This is a genomic window from Arthrobacter sp. G119Y2 (assembly GCF_038069765.1).
Taxonomy (GTDB): Bacteria; Actinomycetota; Actinomycetes; order Actinomycetales; family Micrococcaceae; genus Arthrobacter_B.
In genome coordinates this window covers 505,163-520,159 of record NZ_JBBPFS010000002.1, presented here as the reverse complement: position 1 = coordinate 520,159, position 14,997 = coordinate 505,163, and the positions used below count along the sequence as shown (strand labels likewise).

The following is a 14,997-nucleotide window of genomic DNA, read 5'->3' as shown; positions in this document are numbered from 1 at the left end:
TTACATCCGTTCCGGAGCGGAAACTCCCAGCAGGTCAAGGCCGTTGGCCAGGACCGTCCGGGCGGCAAGGTTCAGCCACAGGCGCGTGCGGTTGACGTCGGTGATCTCTTCATCGCCCTGCGGCGCGATCCGGCAGGCGTCATACCAGCGGTGGTAGGTGCCGGCAATGACCTCCAGGTGGCGGGCCACGCGGTGCGGTTCGCGGAAGGCGCTGGCCTGCGCGACGACGCCGGGGAACTGTCCCAGCGCGGCGAGCAGTTCGCCTTCGGTCGGGTGCGTGAGCAGCGAGGCGTCGAAGGCGGAGTCGTCCACGCCGGCAGCTTCGGCGTTGCGGGCCAGTGCATAGGTGCGGGCGTGGGCGTACTGCACGTAGAACACCGGGTTCTCGTTGCTGCGCCTGGTCAGCAGGTCCAGGTCCACGTCAATGTTGGAGTCCGCGGAGAAGCGGGCAAGGGTGTAGCGGGCGGCGTCCACGCCCACGGCGTCCACCAGGTCCTCCAGGGTCACCACGGTGCCGGCGCGCTTGGACATGCGCACGGGCTTGCCGTCCTTGACCAGGTTCACCATCTGGCCGATGAGGACCTCCACGCAGGCCGGGTCGTGGCCCAGTGCCGCGGCAGCAGCCTTGAGCCGGACTACGTAGCCGTGGTGGTCGGCGCCCAGCATGTAGAAGTTCAGGTCAAATCCGCGGTCGCGCTTGTTCTGGATGTAGGCAATGTCACCGGCAATGTAGGCGGCCTTGCCGTCGGACTTGATGACCACGCGGTCCTTGTCGTCGCCGAATTCGGTGGAGTTCAGCCACCAGGCGCCGTCCTTCTCGTACAGGTTCTTCGAGCCCTTGAGCTGTTCCAGGAGCTTGTCCACCTGGCCGTTTTCGTGGAGGGAATCTTCGTGGAAGAAGACGTCGAAGTCCACGCCGAAGTTGTGCAGCGATTCCTTGATGTCGCTGAACATGAAGTCCACGCCCACTGCGCGGAAGCGTTCCTGCGCCTCGGCGTCGGGAAGCTCCATGATGTTCGGCTCGGCGGCCAGCACCCGGTTGGCGATGTCTTCGATGTACGCGCCGGCGTAGCCGTCCTCGGGAGCGGCTTCGCCCTTGGCGGAGGCGAGCAGGGACCGGGCGAAACGGTCAATCTGTGCGCCGTGGTCATTGAAGTAGTATTCGCGGGTCACCTCTGCGCCCTGCGACTGGAAGATCCGGGCCAGGGCGTCGCCGACGGCGGCCCAGCGGGTTCCGCCCAGGTGGATCGGTCCGGTGGGGTTGGCGGAGACAAACTCGAGGTTGATCCGGGTTCCCTTGAGGATCTCGGAGGTGCCGTACGCCGGACCGGCGTCAACAATCGTCTTGACCAGCTCACCGGCGGCACCGGCGTCGAGGGTGATGTTCAGGAAGCCGGGACCGGCAATGTCCACCTTGGCGACGCCGTCGATCTTCTCGAGGCGCCCCTTGAGGATCTCCGCGAACTGGCGCGGGTTCATGCCGGCCTGCTTGGAGAGCTGCAGGGCGATGTTGGTGGCCCAGTCACCATGGTCCCGGTTCTTCGGCCGCTCCACGCGCACCTCCCGGGGCACGTCGATGCTGAAGTCACCGGCATCGATGGCGTCTTGGAGGCAGGCGGTTACGGCGGAGGAAAGTTCTTCAGGAGTCACCGGTTAAGCATAGCCTCGTCTCACCAGCGGTTCCGCGAACTGTGACGTCCCCCCACAACGTCCGCTTCGCCGTACGGCGCCTTGCTGCCCCCTTCCCCGTGTCCTCCCCCGTATCTCCCCCGGGTCTCCTCCGTGTCTCTCCCGTGTCTCTCCCGTGGCCAAACCAACAGGATGCCCGCAGGCACGGTTCCGCCCGAATGGGTTGTAATGGATACGGACACCCGGCCGGGCTTCCTCCGGCCTGCCTGCTGCCCCCATCTTCAGGAGAGTAATGAACCACACCCGCAAGACACTGCTGTTCACCGCCGCGTCCCTGACCCTGGCCTCCACCGCCTGCGCGGGACCGGCCGCCGAGGAAGCACCTGCCGCACAGGAGCCTTCCGCCGCTTCCCCCGCCGCACCTCAAAGCGCGGCACCCCAGAGCGCCGCGCCGCAGGATGCGGCTCCGGCCGGCAGCTACGCCGACGGCGAGTACTCGGCCCAGGGCAGCTACACCCCGCCGTCCAATCAGACAGAGGACGTAGACGTCACCCTGACCCTCGAGGACAGTGTGGTCACAGCACTGGAGGTCACCACCTCCGGCAACCACCCCACGTCAAAGATGCACCAGCGCGATTTCACGTCCAAGGTGCAGGAGCAGGTGGTCGGCAGGAATCTCGACGAGCTCGACGTGGACAAGGTGGGCGGTTCCTCCCTCACCAGTTCCGGATTCAACAAGGCCCTGGACGCCATCCGGTCCGAAGCCGCGAACTAGCCTGCGCGCCCATGCCGGACCTGAGATTCGATGCCATCGGCACTGCGTGGACCATCACCACGGCTGAGCCGCTTGCAGCACCGGTCCGGGCCGCAGTGGCTGATCTGGTGGAGGACTATGACCGCACCTATTCGCGGTTCCGTTCCGACTCGGTCATCACCGCGCTGACCCGCGCGGCTTCGACGGTGGAGCTTCCGCTCTCCGCAGCACCGCTGCTGTCCCTGTTCGACAGCCTGCACCGGCTCTCCGGCGGGGCCGTCAATCCACTGGTGGGCCACTCCCTGGAAAAGCTCGGGTACGACGCCGCATATTCCTTCGCCTCCTCCGGGCCGGTGCCGGCCCCGGACTGGCCCGCGGCCGCCTCCTGGCACACCGCCGGCGGGAAGGTGCAGCTGAGCACCGCGGTGCCGGTCACCCTGGACATCGGAGCCGCCGGCAAGGGCCAGCTCGTGGACCTGGTCTTTGAACTGCTGCAGTCCGCAGGGCACCGGGACCTCACGGTGGATGCCGGTTCCGACCTGCGCTACGCCGGTGAAACCGGCCTGCGGGTGGCCCTGGAGCATCCGTATGACACCACGCGGGCCATCGGCGTCGTACGCCTTCGGGACCGTGCCCTGTGCGCTTCCGCCGGCAACCGGCGGGCCTGGGGCGAGGGGCTGCACCACATTCTGGATGCTTCCACCGGCCGGCCCGTTCAGCGGGTGGCCGCCACCTGGGTGCTCGCCGCTGACGCCATGACGGCGGACGGGCTCGCCACCGCGTTATTTTTTACCGATCCTGCCCGGCTTGCCGAGGAATTCGCCTTTGACTATGTGCGGATGTTCTCGGACGGCCGGGCCACCTTCTCAGATGCCATGGCTGGAGTCCTGTTTTCATGAGCCTTTCCCTGCCCGCGCCGGTTACCCGCCGGCTGGACGCCTTCACCGGCCGCTGGACGATGTACCGGCTGACGGTGATCCTGCTGCTGGCTGTCACCGCCTGGTCGTTTGTGCTCTCCTTCGCCGGGGCGCTTGCCTACACTCCGGCCGAGCTGGCCGCGACGGCAGCCGCCGCCGTCGTTTCCGCCCTCGTGGCGAGCCGGGTCATGGGGCTCCTTTTCCGCACCCGGCCGCAGACGGATTCCTCGCTGATCACCGGGCTGCTGCTCTATTTCCTGATGTGGCCGAGCACTGAAGGCACCGCGCTGCTCACCGTGGCGCTGGCAGCCGGGGCCGCAACCGCGTCGAAGTACCTGCTGGTGTGGCGCGGGCGGCACATCTTCAACCCCGCAGCCCTCGGTGCTGCTGTCCTGGCGCTGACCGGCCTGGGCGCCGCTGTGTGGTGGGTGGCGGCGCCGCTGATGCTGGTTGCCGTGCTTCCGGCGGCTGCCGTCATCCTGTACCGGAACCGGCTGCTGCCGATGGCCGGGGTGTTCCTGCTCGCCGCCGGCGTCATCATCACCGTGCGGATGGTTTTGGCCGGGGAAGCCCTGCCGGCCGCACTGGGAATCCTGCTCGCTTCCTATCCGGTGGTGTTTTTTGCCGGCTTCATGCTGTCCGAGCCGCTGACCCTGCCCCCGCGGCGCTGGCAGCGGCTGCTGGAGGCCGCCGTCGTCGGTGTCCTGTTCGCAGTGCCGCTCCATGTGGGCCCGGTCTTTATGTCCCCCGAACTGGCCCTGCTGGCCGGCAACCTGCTGGCCTTTGCGCTGGCACCGCGCACCGGGATCCGGCTGCGGCTGCGCGAGAACCGCGCGCTGACCCCCACGGCGCGCGAGCTCGTGTTTGAACCGACCCGCCCGCTGCGCTTCCAGCCGGGCCAGTATGTGGAACTGAGCCTCCCGCACGGCACGGCCGACGCGCGGGGAACCCGGCGGATTTTCAGTCTCACCACGGCTCCGGAGGATTCCGGAACGGTTGCCGTGGGGCTGCGTGCCGTTGAACCGGCAAGTTCGTTCAAGACCGCCCTGCTGAAGCTGAAGCCCGGCGCCGTGGTGTCCGCAACGTCGGTGGCCGGTGATTTCCTGCTGCCCCGGGACCGCTCGGTCCCGCTGCTGCTGATCGCCTCCGGGGTGGGCATTACCCCGTTCATGAGCCAGCTGCGCTCGCTTGCCGCCGGCGGCGGCGACGGCGACGGCGACGGTACCGGTACCGTGGCGCGCGACGTCGTCCTCGTCTACGCTGCCGCTTCGGTGGATGAGCTGGCCTACGCTGCGGAACTGCACCGTCTGGGCATCCGCGTCCTGGTCTGCACGCCCACCGATCCGCAGATCAGCGGGTGGACGTACCTCGGCCCCGGCTTGCCGGACGGGCAGACGCTCGCCCGGGCAGTTCCCGATGCCGCAAAGCGGGCCGCGTATGTGTCCGGATCCCCCGCCGCCGTGGCCGCTGCGCGGGCTGCCGTCCGGGGTGCCGGCGGCCGCTCGGTGCGGACGGACGCCTTCCTGGGCTACTGACTTTCCTCCGCCGGGATGCGCCCCGGACCGGCCGCTTCCGCCGCCGGCTCCGGGGACGTTTTCACACGGCGCGCCGGACCTGCTAAGCTTCTTGAGTCCCACAGGACCTGCCGGTTTACCGGTGTCCTTGCCCTCGTAGCTCAGGGGATAGAGCGGTTGCCTCCGGAGCAACAGGCCGTAGGTTCGAATCCTATCGAGGGCACTTTGAGACACAGAAGAACCCCGCACCGGTTTCCGGCTGCGGGGTTCTTCTGTTTGCCGCGTTCTCCGGCTCATGCGCTCAGAAGCGGATCGCGTCGATCACCTTCACCCGCACCGCCACCAGCGCCGGAATGAGTCCGGCCAGCGCGCCCACAAGGGTGGCCGCCCCCAAACCGATCAAAGCCGCCTCCAGCGGAAACGGCGGCAGCTCACTGATTCCGGAGGCCACCGCACGCTGGATCACCGGCAGCTTGACCACAGCGACGGCGGCCATGACCCCCAGCACCCCGGCCACGAACGTCGCCACCACGGATTCCAGCATGACGCCGAAGAAGATGCGCCCCGACGTCGCGCCAAAGCTGCGGCGGATACCGATTTCGCGCACCCGGTACTTCACCGTGACCATCGAAATATTCAACAGACCCACGGCGCCGAGCAGCATCACCAGCGCGGCAATCCCCGCCACTGCCCACTGCAGCCCGCCGAAGGGATCTCCCCAGGCAGCGTAGTCGGAACGGTAGGCATCAACCTGCATGCCCGGAAACTGCGCCCGCAGGTCTGCGGTCACGGCGGCCTGCAGCGGGTCGCTGAGCTCCTCCGGAACCCACAGTTCCAGGTTGGGGCTTCCGAGGGGCAGCCCGAGCCTGGCATAGGCATCGGAGAGCATCATGGCCTGGGGATACTCCCCTTCGTACTGTTCGCGGGTCACCCCCACGATCACGGCATCAACCGGCTGCCCTGCAGAGATGGGAACCACCGGGTCCAGGGTGAGGTCCGGCCGCCCGATGGCCGCGTACAGCGCCTCGTTCACGACGACGGCGGGAGCCAGCCGTTCGGCGTCGGCCGCCGTGAACCAGAGGCCCTCCACCATCGGCACCCGCCGCATAACCTGATAATCCGGTTCCACCACCACCATTGGCGCCTGGGTCACGCCGTTGGGAAGCTGGAACGGCACAACGCCCGAGAAGACCGTGGATGAATACTCAATGGAGTAGCGTTCCGCCAGCTCCCGGTAGGCGGAAGCAGCCGCCGCGGGATCGGGACTCGTTCCGTCATTGCTGTACATGGACACCGAGATCGTCGCCGGCCTGCCGGACTGCGCCTCGCTGCCCTGGGCAATGGATTCGCGGACCATATTGCCCAGTCCCACCACCGTCGTCAGCGCGGCCACCGAGAGGGCCACGCCGATCAGCGCCAGCAGCACCCTTGTCTTGTGGATGCGCAGCTCGTCCCAGGCCTCCACCAGGGGGCCCGCGATTCCGGAGAGGCTCACGCCGCCACCGCCGGCCCCGGCACCAGCCGGCCCTCCTGCAGCAGGAAGTGTTCCCGGGCCAGGGCTGCAACATGGGGATCGTGGGTGATGGTCACCAGGGCAGCACCGGATTCCGCTGCCACCTCGGCCAGGAGAGCCATGACGGACTGTCCGGTTGCGATGTCCAGGGCGCCGGTCGGCTCGTCCGCCAGGATCAGCCGGGGCGAGCGGACCAGCGCACGGGCAATTGCCACGCGCTGCTGTTCCCCGCCGGAGAGTTTCCGGGGCCGGTCCTGGAGCCGGTTGCCCAGCCCCACCCGCTCCAGCATCCGGGAAGCGAGGCGTTCGCGCTGCCAGAACTGCCTGCCGCGCGCGTACAGCAGCGGGGTCATGACATTTTCCAGGGCCGTGCGCTCGGCCAGCAGGTTGAACTGCTGGAAAATGAAGCCGACGGCGCCTCCCCGGGCGACAGCGCGGCGTTTCTCGTTCATCCGCTCCACCGGCGTACCGTCAAAAGTCATCGTTCCGGAAGTGGGCAGATCCAGCAGGCCCAGGATGTTCAGCAGCGTTGATTTGCCCGAACCGGACCGCCCCACAATGGAGAGGTGGTCCCCCGGATATACGGTAAGGTCCACACCGGAGAGGATCTGCAGCGTTTCACGGCCGGGAATGCTGACGGCACGGGTGACCTGTGAGAGCACCACCAGCGGCTCCTGCGCGGGCGCCTGAACCTCCCGTGCCTGCTCGGCCCGCAGGCTCATCCGCCCATCACCCCCGGCATGCCGTTCATCTGATCCTCGGCGGCAGGGGCGCCGGGAACAAACTGCAGCACCATTTCGCCTTCAGCCAGCCCGGAGATGATTTCCACGAGCTGTCCGTCGTTCAGCCCCAGGGACACTTCCCGTTCCACGGCCTCTGCGCCCCCGGTACCTTCGGACCCTGCACCTTCCGGCCCTGCGCCTTCGGGCCCCGCACCTTCAAGCCCCGGCCCCGCTGCCGCTGCGCCTTCCGCATCCGTGCCTTCAGGCGCTGCCGCACCGCCGGGCATGACCCAGACAATGCCGGTCTGCACCGTGCCCTGCACCGCCGTCGTCGGCAGCGTAATCACGCCGTCCGCCTGCCCGGCGGTGATGTCGATGGCCGCACCGAGTCCGGCAAAGACCGGAACGTCCGCCGGAATGCTGCAGCTCACGCTGCCGGCTGCCGGAGCTTCCGGTGCCGGCTGCCCGGGCCCCGCCTGCTGTGCCTGGGTGCTGATGCCTGTCTCCGCGGCCGGTGTCCTGCCCATGGTGACGTCGCTGCACGGGAAGGGAGCCGGGCCTCCGTTGACAGTGACCATGGCGGTGTTGGCCCGGCCCAGGATGCGGAACTGCTGATCAGAGGTGAGGGTTCCCGAAACCGAGAAGGTGCCCGGGTCCAGGGAGGCAACCTCGGCACCAACCGATACCTGCTGCTTGGGCAGAACCGACAGCTCCGCGACGGTTCCGTCTGCGGTGGCAAGGACATCGGCGTAGGAATACACGGGCGCCGGAGGAGAGACAGCCCGGCCCGGGGACTCTCCGGCGGAGTCATCCGATCCGGCGGGTTCCTCAAGCACTGCGGGAACCTCAGGCTCCACGAGGGTTTTCACCTGGAACAGCGGCGCGCCCGCTATGACCCGGTCACCGGCCTGCACATAGATGAAGTCCACGGTTCCCTCGCCGGTGCTCTTCACCGTGACCGCGGGATCGCCCACCACGGATCCCTGCACCTGGACCAGGTTGGTCACCGTTCCCAGGACCGCGGGTACGAGCGGGGTGCTCAGCTGCGCGCTCGCCTGGTCGCCTCCGCCGGCGGCGTCGGATTCCATGCCGTTGATAAACGCGAGCTTGAAGAGTGCCGCAGCTATCACGGCAAAAACCACCAGCCACAGGACTGGAAAGACATAGCGGCGCACAACCATCGGTTCCCCCGTCGAAGCATTCTCCCCCGGGCAGTATGCAGCACCGATTGCAACGGGACGCTACCAGCCACCTCCCCGTGCGGCGGCGCGACACGGCAGGGGATACCTAAGCCGCGGGAATTCTTTTGCAAAACCCTTGTGGACAACGGGCGCCGTGACGGTATGGTGATCCCACATACCAACCGGTCGGTTCCGCAGTACTCACAGTTCCCGCAAAGTTACTCGCAGTTACTGGCAGAGATCCGCACGGTACGAGATCCCACAGAAACACGGAACACCTGCATGAAGACCATGAACATCAAGGAAGAACTGGCCCGCGTTTCCGTGGAGCTCTTTTCCAGCCAAGGCTACGCCAGGACCAGCGTGCAGCAGATCGTCGACGCCGCCGGGGTCACCAAGGGCGCCCTTTACCACTACTTCAATTCCAAAGACGACCTGCTGTTCGACATCTATGACCGGATCCTTACCCTGCAGCACGGCAACCTCAACGAAATCGCGGCCCGCGGGCTCCCGGTGGAGCAGACCGTCCGGCTGGTCTGCGAAGACGTCATCGTCACCTCGATCGACTGGATCCGCGAAGGCACCGTTTTCTTCCGGTCCCAGCACATGCTCAGCCCCGACCGCATGGAAGCAGTAAAGGACCGCCGCCGCCGCTACAACGAGGTCTTCGGCGCACTGATCACCCGCGGCCGCGAAGAGGGCATTTTCCGCAGCGACATCCCCACGGCCGTCCTCGTCGCCAACTTTTTCGCCAACCCCCACTACCTCTCGTTCTGGTACCAGCCATCCGGGCCGCTGACCAAGCACCAGGTCGCCACCCAACTGACCGACCTTTACCTCGCCGGGCTGCGCCCTGCCTCACCGGAAGGACCATCCACATGAAAGCCTGGAACGTTGTCACCAATGCCGAGCCGCGCGATGCCCTGCGCCTGACCGAACAGCCCCCGCCCGCTGCCGCTCCGGGCACCGTGGTGCTGGCCACCCGCGCCGTGGCCCTGAATTTTCCCGACGTTCTGCTGTGCCGGGGGCTGTACCAGGAAAAACCCCCGCTGCCCTTCACTCCGGGCATTGAGCTGTGCGGCACCGTCACTGCACTCGGCGACGGCGTTGCCGGCTTTCAGATCGGCGACCGGGTCATCGCATCACACCTGGGGGTCATGGCCGAGGAGGTGCAGGTTCCGGCGGCGTCAGTCTTTTCCGCCCCGGAATCCCTTTCCGATGCCGAGGCAGCGGCCCTGTGCATCGGCTACCAGACCGGATACTTCGGCCTGCACCGCCGGGCACGGATTGCCCCGGGAGAGACACTGCTGGTGCATGCCGCCGCCGGAGGTGTCGGAACGGCAGCCGTGCAGCTGGGAAAGGCTGCCGGGGCCACGGTGATCGGGGTTGTGGGCAATGAAGCCAAGCGCCGCATCGCTGAACAGGCAGGCGCAGACATTGTGGTCAACCGCACCACCGATGACTTTGTCGAGGTGGTCAATGCAGCCACCGGCGGCCGCGGCGCCGACGTCATTTACGATCCCGTGGGAGGGGAAACCTTTGACCGCTCCACCCGCTGCATCGCTTTCGAAGGCCGGATAGTCGTGGTCGGTTTTGCCGGCGGAACCCTGCAGACCGCACGCATGAACCACGCCCTCGTCAAGAACTACTCCCTGCTGGGCCTGCACTGGGCGCTCTACACCAAGAAGGCGCCGGAACTGGTCCGGGAGGTCCACGAGCAGCTCACCCTCCTGGCGGACAAGGGACTGGTACGGCCGGTGGTCACCGAATCGGTTCCGTTCGCTTCCGCACCCGACGCCGTGCAGCGCCTGGGTGACGGGCTGACCGCAGGCCGGGTGGTGCTCACCCTCTAACCGCTGCAGGCAGCGAACCCCGCACCAACCGCACCATTAACGAGACAACGGAGTCCTTATGGCAGTGCAACATACCGACCAGTCGGTTCTTCCCCGGCTGCGCTTTCGCGATATCAGTGTGCGGTTTGGCGGCCTCACCGCGCTGGATGCTGTGTCCTTCACCGTGCCGGCAGGCGCCGTAGTCGGCATCATCGGCCCCAACGGCGCCGGAAAGACGACACTGTTCAACGTTGTCTGCGGCTTCACGTCGCCCGGTTCCGGCTCCCTGGAGCTCGACGGCGAAACGTTCCGCCCCCGGCCCCGCATGCTGTCCCGGCACGGGGTGGCCCGTACTCTCCAGGGCCTGGGCCTGTTTCCCGGACTGACCGTGCTGGAGAACGTCATGCTCGGGATGGAGGGCAGCGCCGCGCACACCGTGATCGAGGACGCGCTGCTGCTGCCCCGCTCCCGGCGCGGCGAGGCACGGCTGCGCGAACGCGCCCTGCAGGCCCTGGACGAGCTCGGCATCGTCACGCACGCCGCGGCCCTGCCGGACACCCTGCCCTACGGAATCCGCAAAAAGGCGGCGTTGGCCCGGGCGCTGGCCGGCGAACCCCGGCTGCTGCTGCTGGATGAACCTGCCGGCGGACTCGCCCACGACGACATCGACGAACTGGCGGAGATTATCCGCGCTGTTCCCGCCACCGGCTGCTCGGTAGTGCTGGTGGAGCACCATGTGGACCTGGTCATGAGCGTCTGCGAGCGCATTGCGGTGCTGGACTTCGGCAAGCTGATCGCCGAAGGCACCCCGGCTGAGATCAGTGCCGACCCCGCGGTCACCGACGCCTACCTGGGAGTTGAGCCGGTATGAGCGCCCTTCTGGTCCTGGACTCGGTCAGTGCCGGCTACGGCCCGGTTCCCGTCCTGCACGGCGTCAGCCTCGAGGTCGCGGCAGGCAGCATCACCGCCGTCGTGGGCGCCAACGGTGCCGGCAAGACCACGCTGCTGCGAACCATCATCGGACAGCTGCGCCCCACCGGCGGAAGCATCCGCTATGACGGCGCGGACCTGGGCTCCACCAAGGTGGAGGACATGGTGCGCCGCGGCATCTCGCTGGTTCCCGAAGGCCGCGGCGTCATCACCGAGCTCACCGTGGACGAAAACCTGCGGCTGGGCGGATTGTGGCGCCGCGACCGGGCCGCCGCCCAGGTCCTGCTGGAGCGGATGTATGAGCTCTTCGAGCCCCTGGCCCGCCGGCGGAAGGCCTCCGGGCACCAGCTCTCCGGCGGTGAGCGGCAGATGCTCGCCCTGGGCCGGGCGCTCATGGCCGGCCCGCGGCTGCTGCTGCTGGACGAGCCGTCGCTGGGCCTGGCTCCGCGCGTCACCGCCCAGATCCTGGGCATGCTGCGCACCCTGCGCGATGACACGGGGCTGACGGTCCTGCTGATTGAGCAGAATGTCCGCAGCGCACTCGCTGTGGCCGACGACGGCGTCGTCCTCAGCCTGGGATCCGTCGTCGCCTCCCGTCCCGCAACCGACCTGGCTGCGGACACCGATCTCCGCCACACCTACCTGGGGTTCTGATGGACAGATTTCTCTTCCTTACCGTGGACGGGCTCGCCCGGGGTGCCGTGCTGGCCGCCTTTGCGCTCTCGCTCGTCATTATCTGGCGTGCCGCCCGCATCGTGAACTTCGCCCAGGGTGCGATGGCCGTGGCCACCACCTACGTCGCCTTCACCGTCACGGCCGCCACCGGGAGTTACTGGCTGGGACTGGCCTCCGCCATCGTCGCCGGTCTGGTGATCGGTGCCCTGGCCGAGAGGACCGTCATGCGCTTCGTAGGGAACATCTCCCCGCTGAACTCGGTCATCGCCGGGCTGGGGCTGCTGCTGCTGATCCAAGCTGTCCTGGGCATGATCTTCGGCAACGGGTACCAGGCCATGGCCACACCGTTCAGCACTTCCCCGCTGGACATCGGCGGCATCAGCGCAATTTCCCCCTATGACCTGTTCATCTTCGTCTGCATTGCGGTGATCGTGGCCGGCCTGGCCCTGCTCTTCACCAGGACCGCCCTGGGGCTGCGGCTGCGGGCGGCGGCCTTCGCCCCCGATCTCGCCCGGCTGCTCGGGGTGCGGTCCTCCCGGATGCTGACGCTGGGCTGGGCGCTGTCCTCCGCCGTCGGGGCCCTGGCGGCACTGCTGGTCATCCCCACCGAGCTCGGCCTGAATCCCCATGCCCTGGACACGGTGTTTGTCTACGCCTTCACCGTTGCCGTGGTCGGGGGGCTGGACTCCTCCGGCGGTGCCGTGGCCGGCGGCCTCGCCGTGGGCGTGATCCTCAGCTGGGTCAGCGGCTACCTCGGCGCCACCCTGGCGCCGATCGCCGTCCTGGTGCTCCTGCTGGCGGTACTGCTGCTGCGCCCGGCCGGACTGTTCTCGTTGACGAAGGAGCGAACGGTATGAACCCCCTGAGATCCCTGCTCGCGGCCGCCGCTGCCGCGGCAGTGCTGATCGGCCTGACTTTTGCCGTCACACCGTTCACCTCGTATCAGCTGGCCACTGTCTGCGCCTACCTGTGCGCCGTCGCCGGCCTGACCGTCCTGACCGGCACCGGCGGCCAGCTCTCCCTGGGACAGGCAGCGCTCATGGCCTGCGGGGCGTACTGCTACGCACTCAGCGCCAATGCCATGTCCGAGGCGGGCGTCGAGGGGCCGCTGCTGCTGCTGGGCCCCCTGGCGGTGGCCGTGCTGGGCTCCGCGGTGCTGGGACTGGTGATCGGCTGCGCGGCCGGCCGGCTGCACGGACCCTATCTGGCCGGGTTCACACTGGCCCTGGTGGTCGCGATCCCGGCGGTCACGAGCACCTTCTCCGCCGTCCTGGGCGGTGACCAGGGGCTGTGGATCACCGTCGAGAAACGTCCGGCCGCACTGCGCGGCACGGTCAGCAACGAACAGTGGCAGGCCTGGCTGGCCATTCTCTGCGCCGTGGCGGTGATGGTGGTCCTGAACAACCTGCTGCGCGGCCGCTTCGGCCGCCAGCTGCGGGCGGTGCGGGACAACGACGCCGCTGCCGCACTGTCCGCGGTCAACGTCGCCGCGACAAAGATCATCTCGTTCACCGTCAGCGCCGCTGCGGCCGGCCTCGGCGGAGGCCTGCTGGCCTACGTCACCCAAAGTGCCAGTCCGGGGGCCTACTCGCTGGTGCTCTCCCTCTATCTGCTCATGGCCGCGGTCATCGGCGGCATCGGTTCCCTGGCCGGTGCGGTGTGGGGTGCGCTGATCATGGTCTTCCTGCCCTACAGCATCAATTCCCTCACTGCCGGCCTCCCGGTCTCCGCCGATGTTGCCTCCCGGCTGGACGGGAACCTGGCCATCGCGGTGTTCGGCACCGTGCTGGTACTCGTGATCCTGCTCGCTCCCCGCGGCATCCAGGGCCTGCTCTCCTCCGTGATCCGCCGCCTCCGCGGCAGGCACTCCCCCGCCGTCGCGGCACCCTCCCCGCTTCCCCTGCAACCGCAACTAACCACCACGAAAGGTCAGCGATGACTAGTTCCAGGTACTCCGCTACCAAGTTCTCCGTCCTTGCCGCCGCAGCAACGGCGGCAACCCTTGCCCTCGCGGGCTGCGGGTCATCAGGGGGCGGTGATTCCCCGGCTGCCGCCGAAGACGTCCCCGGCATCACCGACACCACCGTCAGCATCGGCACCCACCAGCCGCTCACCGGCCCCGCAGCCTCGGGCTATGCCACCATCTCGCCGGCCACCAAGGCCTACTTCGACTACGTCAATGCCAACGGCGGAGTGAACGGGCGGACCATCGAGTACACCGTGAAGGACGACGGCTACAACCCGGCCACCACGCAGAGCGTGGTCCGCGAAATGGTCCTCCAGGACGAGGTCTTCGCCATCCTCGGCGGACTGGGCACCCCGCCGCACAGCTCCGTGCTGGATTTCCTGAACGACAACGAAGTTCCCGACCTGTTCGTGGCCTCCGGCAGCCCCACCTGGAACCAGCCCGAAGACTACCCGTACACCTATGGCTTCATGCAGGACTACGACACGGAGGCCAAGGGCCTGGCCACGTATGTGCAGGAGGAATTCCCGGATGCCACCTACTGCCTCTTCGGGCAGGACGACGACTTCGGGGCAGACTTCAAGACCGGACTCGAGTCGGCCCTGGGCAGCGGGGCGCTGGCCAGCTCTCAGGTCTACTCGACTGCCAACACCGACGTGGCCGCACAGATCAGCGCCATGCAGGCGGCAGGCTGTGAAGTGAACTTCCTCGCCTCGATCAACGGCTTCAGCGCCCAGGCCATCGGAACGGCGGCTAAGCTGGGCTACTTCCCCAAGTGGGCGGCGTCCTCCGCCGGCGGAGACTACAACACCCTCTCCAGCTACCTCGGCGAGAACACGGAGAAGCTGCTCGAGGGCTTCATCAGCGCCAACTACCTGCCGGCAGCTTCCGACACCGAGGATGAGTGGACCGCGAAGTTCGCCGAGATCAACGAGGAGTACAACCAGGGGGCGGAGTTCGACGGCAACACCATCTTTGGGATGTCCATTGCCTATCTCTTCGTTGAGGCGCTGCAGGAAGCCGGCGAGAACCCGACACGGGAGTCGCTGCTGACGGCCCTGGAATCGGGCGACGTCAAGGGCAACGGACACGTTCCCCTTGACTTCAGCACAGACAGCCATGCCGGTTACTCCGGGGGCATGATCACGGTCGTCTCCGGCGGCGTGCAGTCCTACGTCGGCACGCCGTACACCGCCGAGGGCGACTCGGTCAGCCCCTACACCGAGGAACGTGCGGCAATGCCGGAAAACGGCATTCCGCAGTAGCCGGTCCGGGAGCCGCCAGGTGCCCGGAACTTGTGTGAAGGGCCCTGCCCGTCCGAGGAGGACGGGCAGGGCCCTTCAGTGTGGTTAAACCGCCCGGAC

The 14,997-nt window shown here is 67.6% G+C and carries 14 protein-coding genes and 1 tRNA gene; 11 read left to right on the top strand and 4 right to left on the bottom strand.

Features of this window, described 5'->3' with window-relative positions:
• Entirely contained in the window at positions 1–1,650 is a 1,650-nt protein-coding gene (gene argS, locus WKB88_RS06090; RefSeq protein ID WP_341393635.1) for an arginine--tRNA ligase, read from the bottom strand.
• A 271-nt stretch (positions 1,651–1,921) separates the two neighbouring features.
• Here argS and WKB88_RS06085 point away from each other — a divergent pair, with 271 nt between their 5' ends.
• The 4 genes from WKB88_RS06085 (at position 1,922) to WKB88_RS06070 (ending at position 5,037) form a co-directional block, all read left to right on the top strand.
• Positions 1,922–2,404 (top strand): FMN-binding protein, encoded by a 483-nt coding sequence (locus tag WKB88_RS06085; RefSeq protein WP_341393634.1) that lies wholly within the window; start codon positions 1,922–1,924, stop codon positions 2,402–2,404.
• Between the two features lie 11 nt (positions 2,405–2,415).
• A complete protein-coding gene (locus WKB88_RS06080; protein ID WP_341393633.1) occupies positions 2,416–3,282 on the top strand; it encodes an FAD:protein FMN transferase in 867 nt (288 codons plus the stop codon).
• Complete coding sequence (locus WKB88_RS06075; protein WP_341393632.1) at positions 3,279–4,835, top strand: FAD-dependent oxidoreductase; 1,557 nt, start codon at positions 3,279–3,281, stop codon at positions 4,833–4,835. Before WKB88_RS06080 ends, WKB88_RS06075 begins: the two co-directional genes overlap by 4 nt.
• Positions 4,836–4,964: 129 nt before the next feature.
• A tRNA-Arg gene (locus tag WKB88_RS06070) sits at positions 4,965–5,037 on the top strand.
• Positions 5,038–5,115: 78 nt separating this feature from the next.
• On the opposite strand, the gene WKB88_RS06065 is transcribed toward WKB88_RS06070, so the two are convergent.
• The 3 genes from WKB88_RS06065 to WKB88_RS06055 are packed head-to-tail and all read right to left on the bottom strand — an operon-like array spanning position 5,116 to position 8,230.
• Positions 5,116–6,309, bottom strand: coding sequence for an ABC transporter permease (locus WKB88_RS06065; protein WP_341393631.1), 1,194 nt, complete (start codon positions 6,307–6,309; stop codon positions 5,116–5,118).
• A complete protein-coding gene (locus WKB88_RS06060; RefSeq protein ID WP_341393630.1) occupies positions 6,306–7,049 on the bottom strand; it encodes an ABC transporter ATP-binding protein in 744 nt (247 codons plus the stop codon). Before WKB88_RS06060 ends, WKB88_RS06065 begins: the two co-directional genes overlap by 4 nt.
• Positions 7,046–8,230 carry a hypothetical protein gene (locus WKB88_RS06055; RefSeq protein WP_341393629.1) on the bottom strand — a complete coding sequence of 395 codons (1,185 nt, stop codon included), beginning with the start codon at positions 8,228–8,230 and terminating at the stop codon, positions 7,046–7,048. The genes WKB88_RS06060 and WKB88_RS06055 overlap by 4 nt, the downstream gene beginning before the upstream one ends.
• 282 nt (positions 8,231–8,512) lie before the next feature.
• Here WKB88_RS06055 and WKB88_RS06050 point away from each other — a divergent pair, with 282 nt between their 5' ends.
• Genes WKB88_RS06050 through WKB88_RS06020 form a run of 7 tightly spaced genes read left to right on the top strand, consistent with a single transcriptional unit; the run spans position 8,513 to position 14,898 of the window.
• Positions 8,513–9,112 carry a TetR/AcrR family transcriptional regulator gene (locus WKB88_RS06050; RefSeq protein ID WP_341393628.1) on the top strand — a complete coding sequence of 200 codons (600 nt, stop codon included), beginning with the start codon at positions 8,513–8,515 and terminating at the stop codon, positions 9,110–9,112.
• A complete protein-coding gene (locus WKB88_RS06045; protein WP_341393627.1) occupies positions 9,109–10,083 on the top strand; it encodes an NADPH:quinone oxidoreductase family protein in 975 nt (324 codons plus the stop codon). The genes WKB88_RS06050 and WKB88_RS06045 overlap by 4 nt, the downstream gene beginning before the upstream one ends.
• A 58-nt stretch (positions 10,084–10,141) precedes the next feature.
• Entirely contained in the window at positions 10,142–10,933 is a 792-nt protein-coding gene (locus WKB88_RS06040) for an ABC transporter ATP-binding protein (RefSeq protein WP_341393626.1), read from the top strand.
• A complete protein-coding gene (locus tag WKB88_RS06035) occupies positions 10,930–11,646 on the top strand; it encodes an ABC transporter ATP-binding protein (RefSeq protein ID WP_341393625.1) in 717 nt (238 codons plus the stop codon). The genes WKB88_RS06040 and WKB88_RS06035 overlap by 4 nt, the downstream gene beginning before the upstream one ends.
• Entirely contained in the window at positions 11,646–12,524 is an 879-nt protein-coding gene (locus WKB88_RS06030; protein WP_341393624.1) for a branched-chain amino acid ABC transporter permease, read from the top strand. Before WKB88_RS06035 ends, WKB88_RS06030 begins: the two co-directional genes overlap by 1 nt.
• On the top strand, positions 12,521–13,606 hold the full coding sequence (locus WKB88_RS06025) for a branched-chain amino acid ABC transporter permease (RefSeq protein ID WP_341393623.1): 1,086 nt from the start codon (positions 12,521–12,523) through the stop codon (positions 13,604–13,606). The genes WKB88_RS06030 and WKB88_RS06025 overlap by 4 nt, the downstream gene beginning before the upstream one ends.
• Positions 13,603–14,898, top strand: a complete 1,296-nt coding sequence (locus WKB88_RS06020; protein WP_341393622.1) for an ABC transporter substrate-binding protein — start codon at positions 13,603–13,605, stop codon at positions 14,896–14,898. The genes WKB88_RS06025 and WKB88_RS06020 overlap by 4 nt, the downstream gene beginning before the upstream one ends.
• Positions 14,899–14,997: the final 99 nt, after the last annotated feature.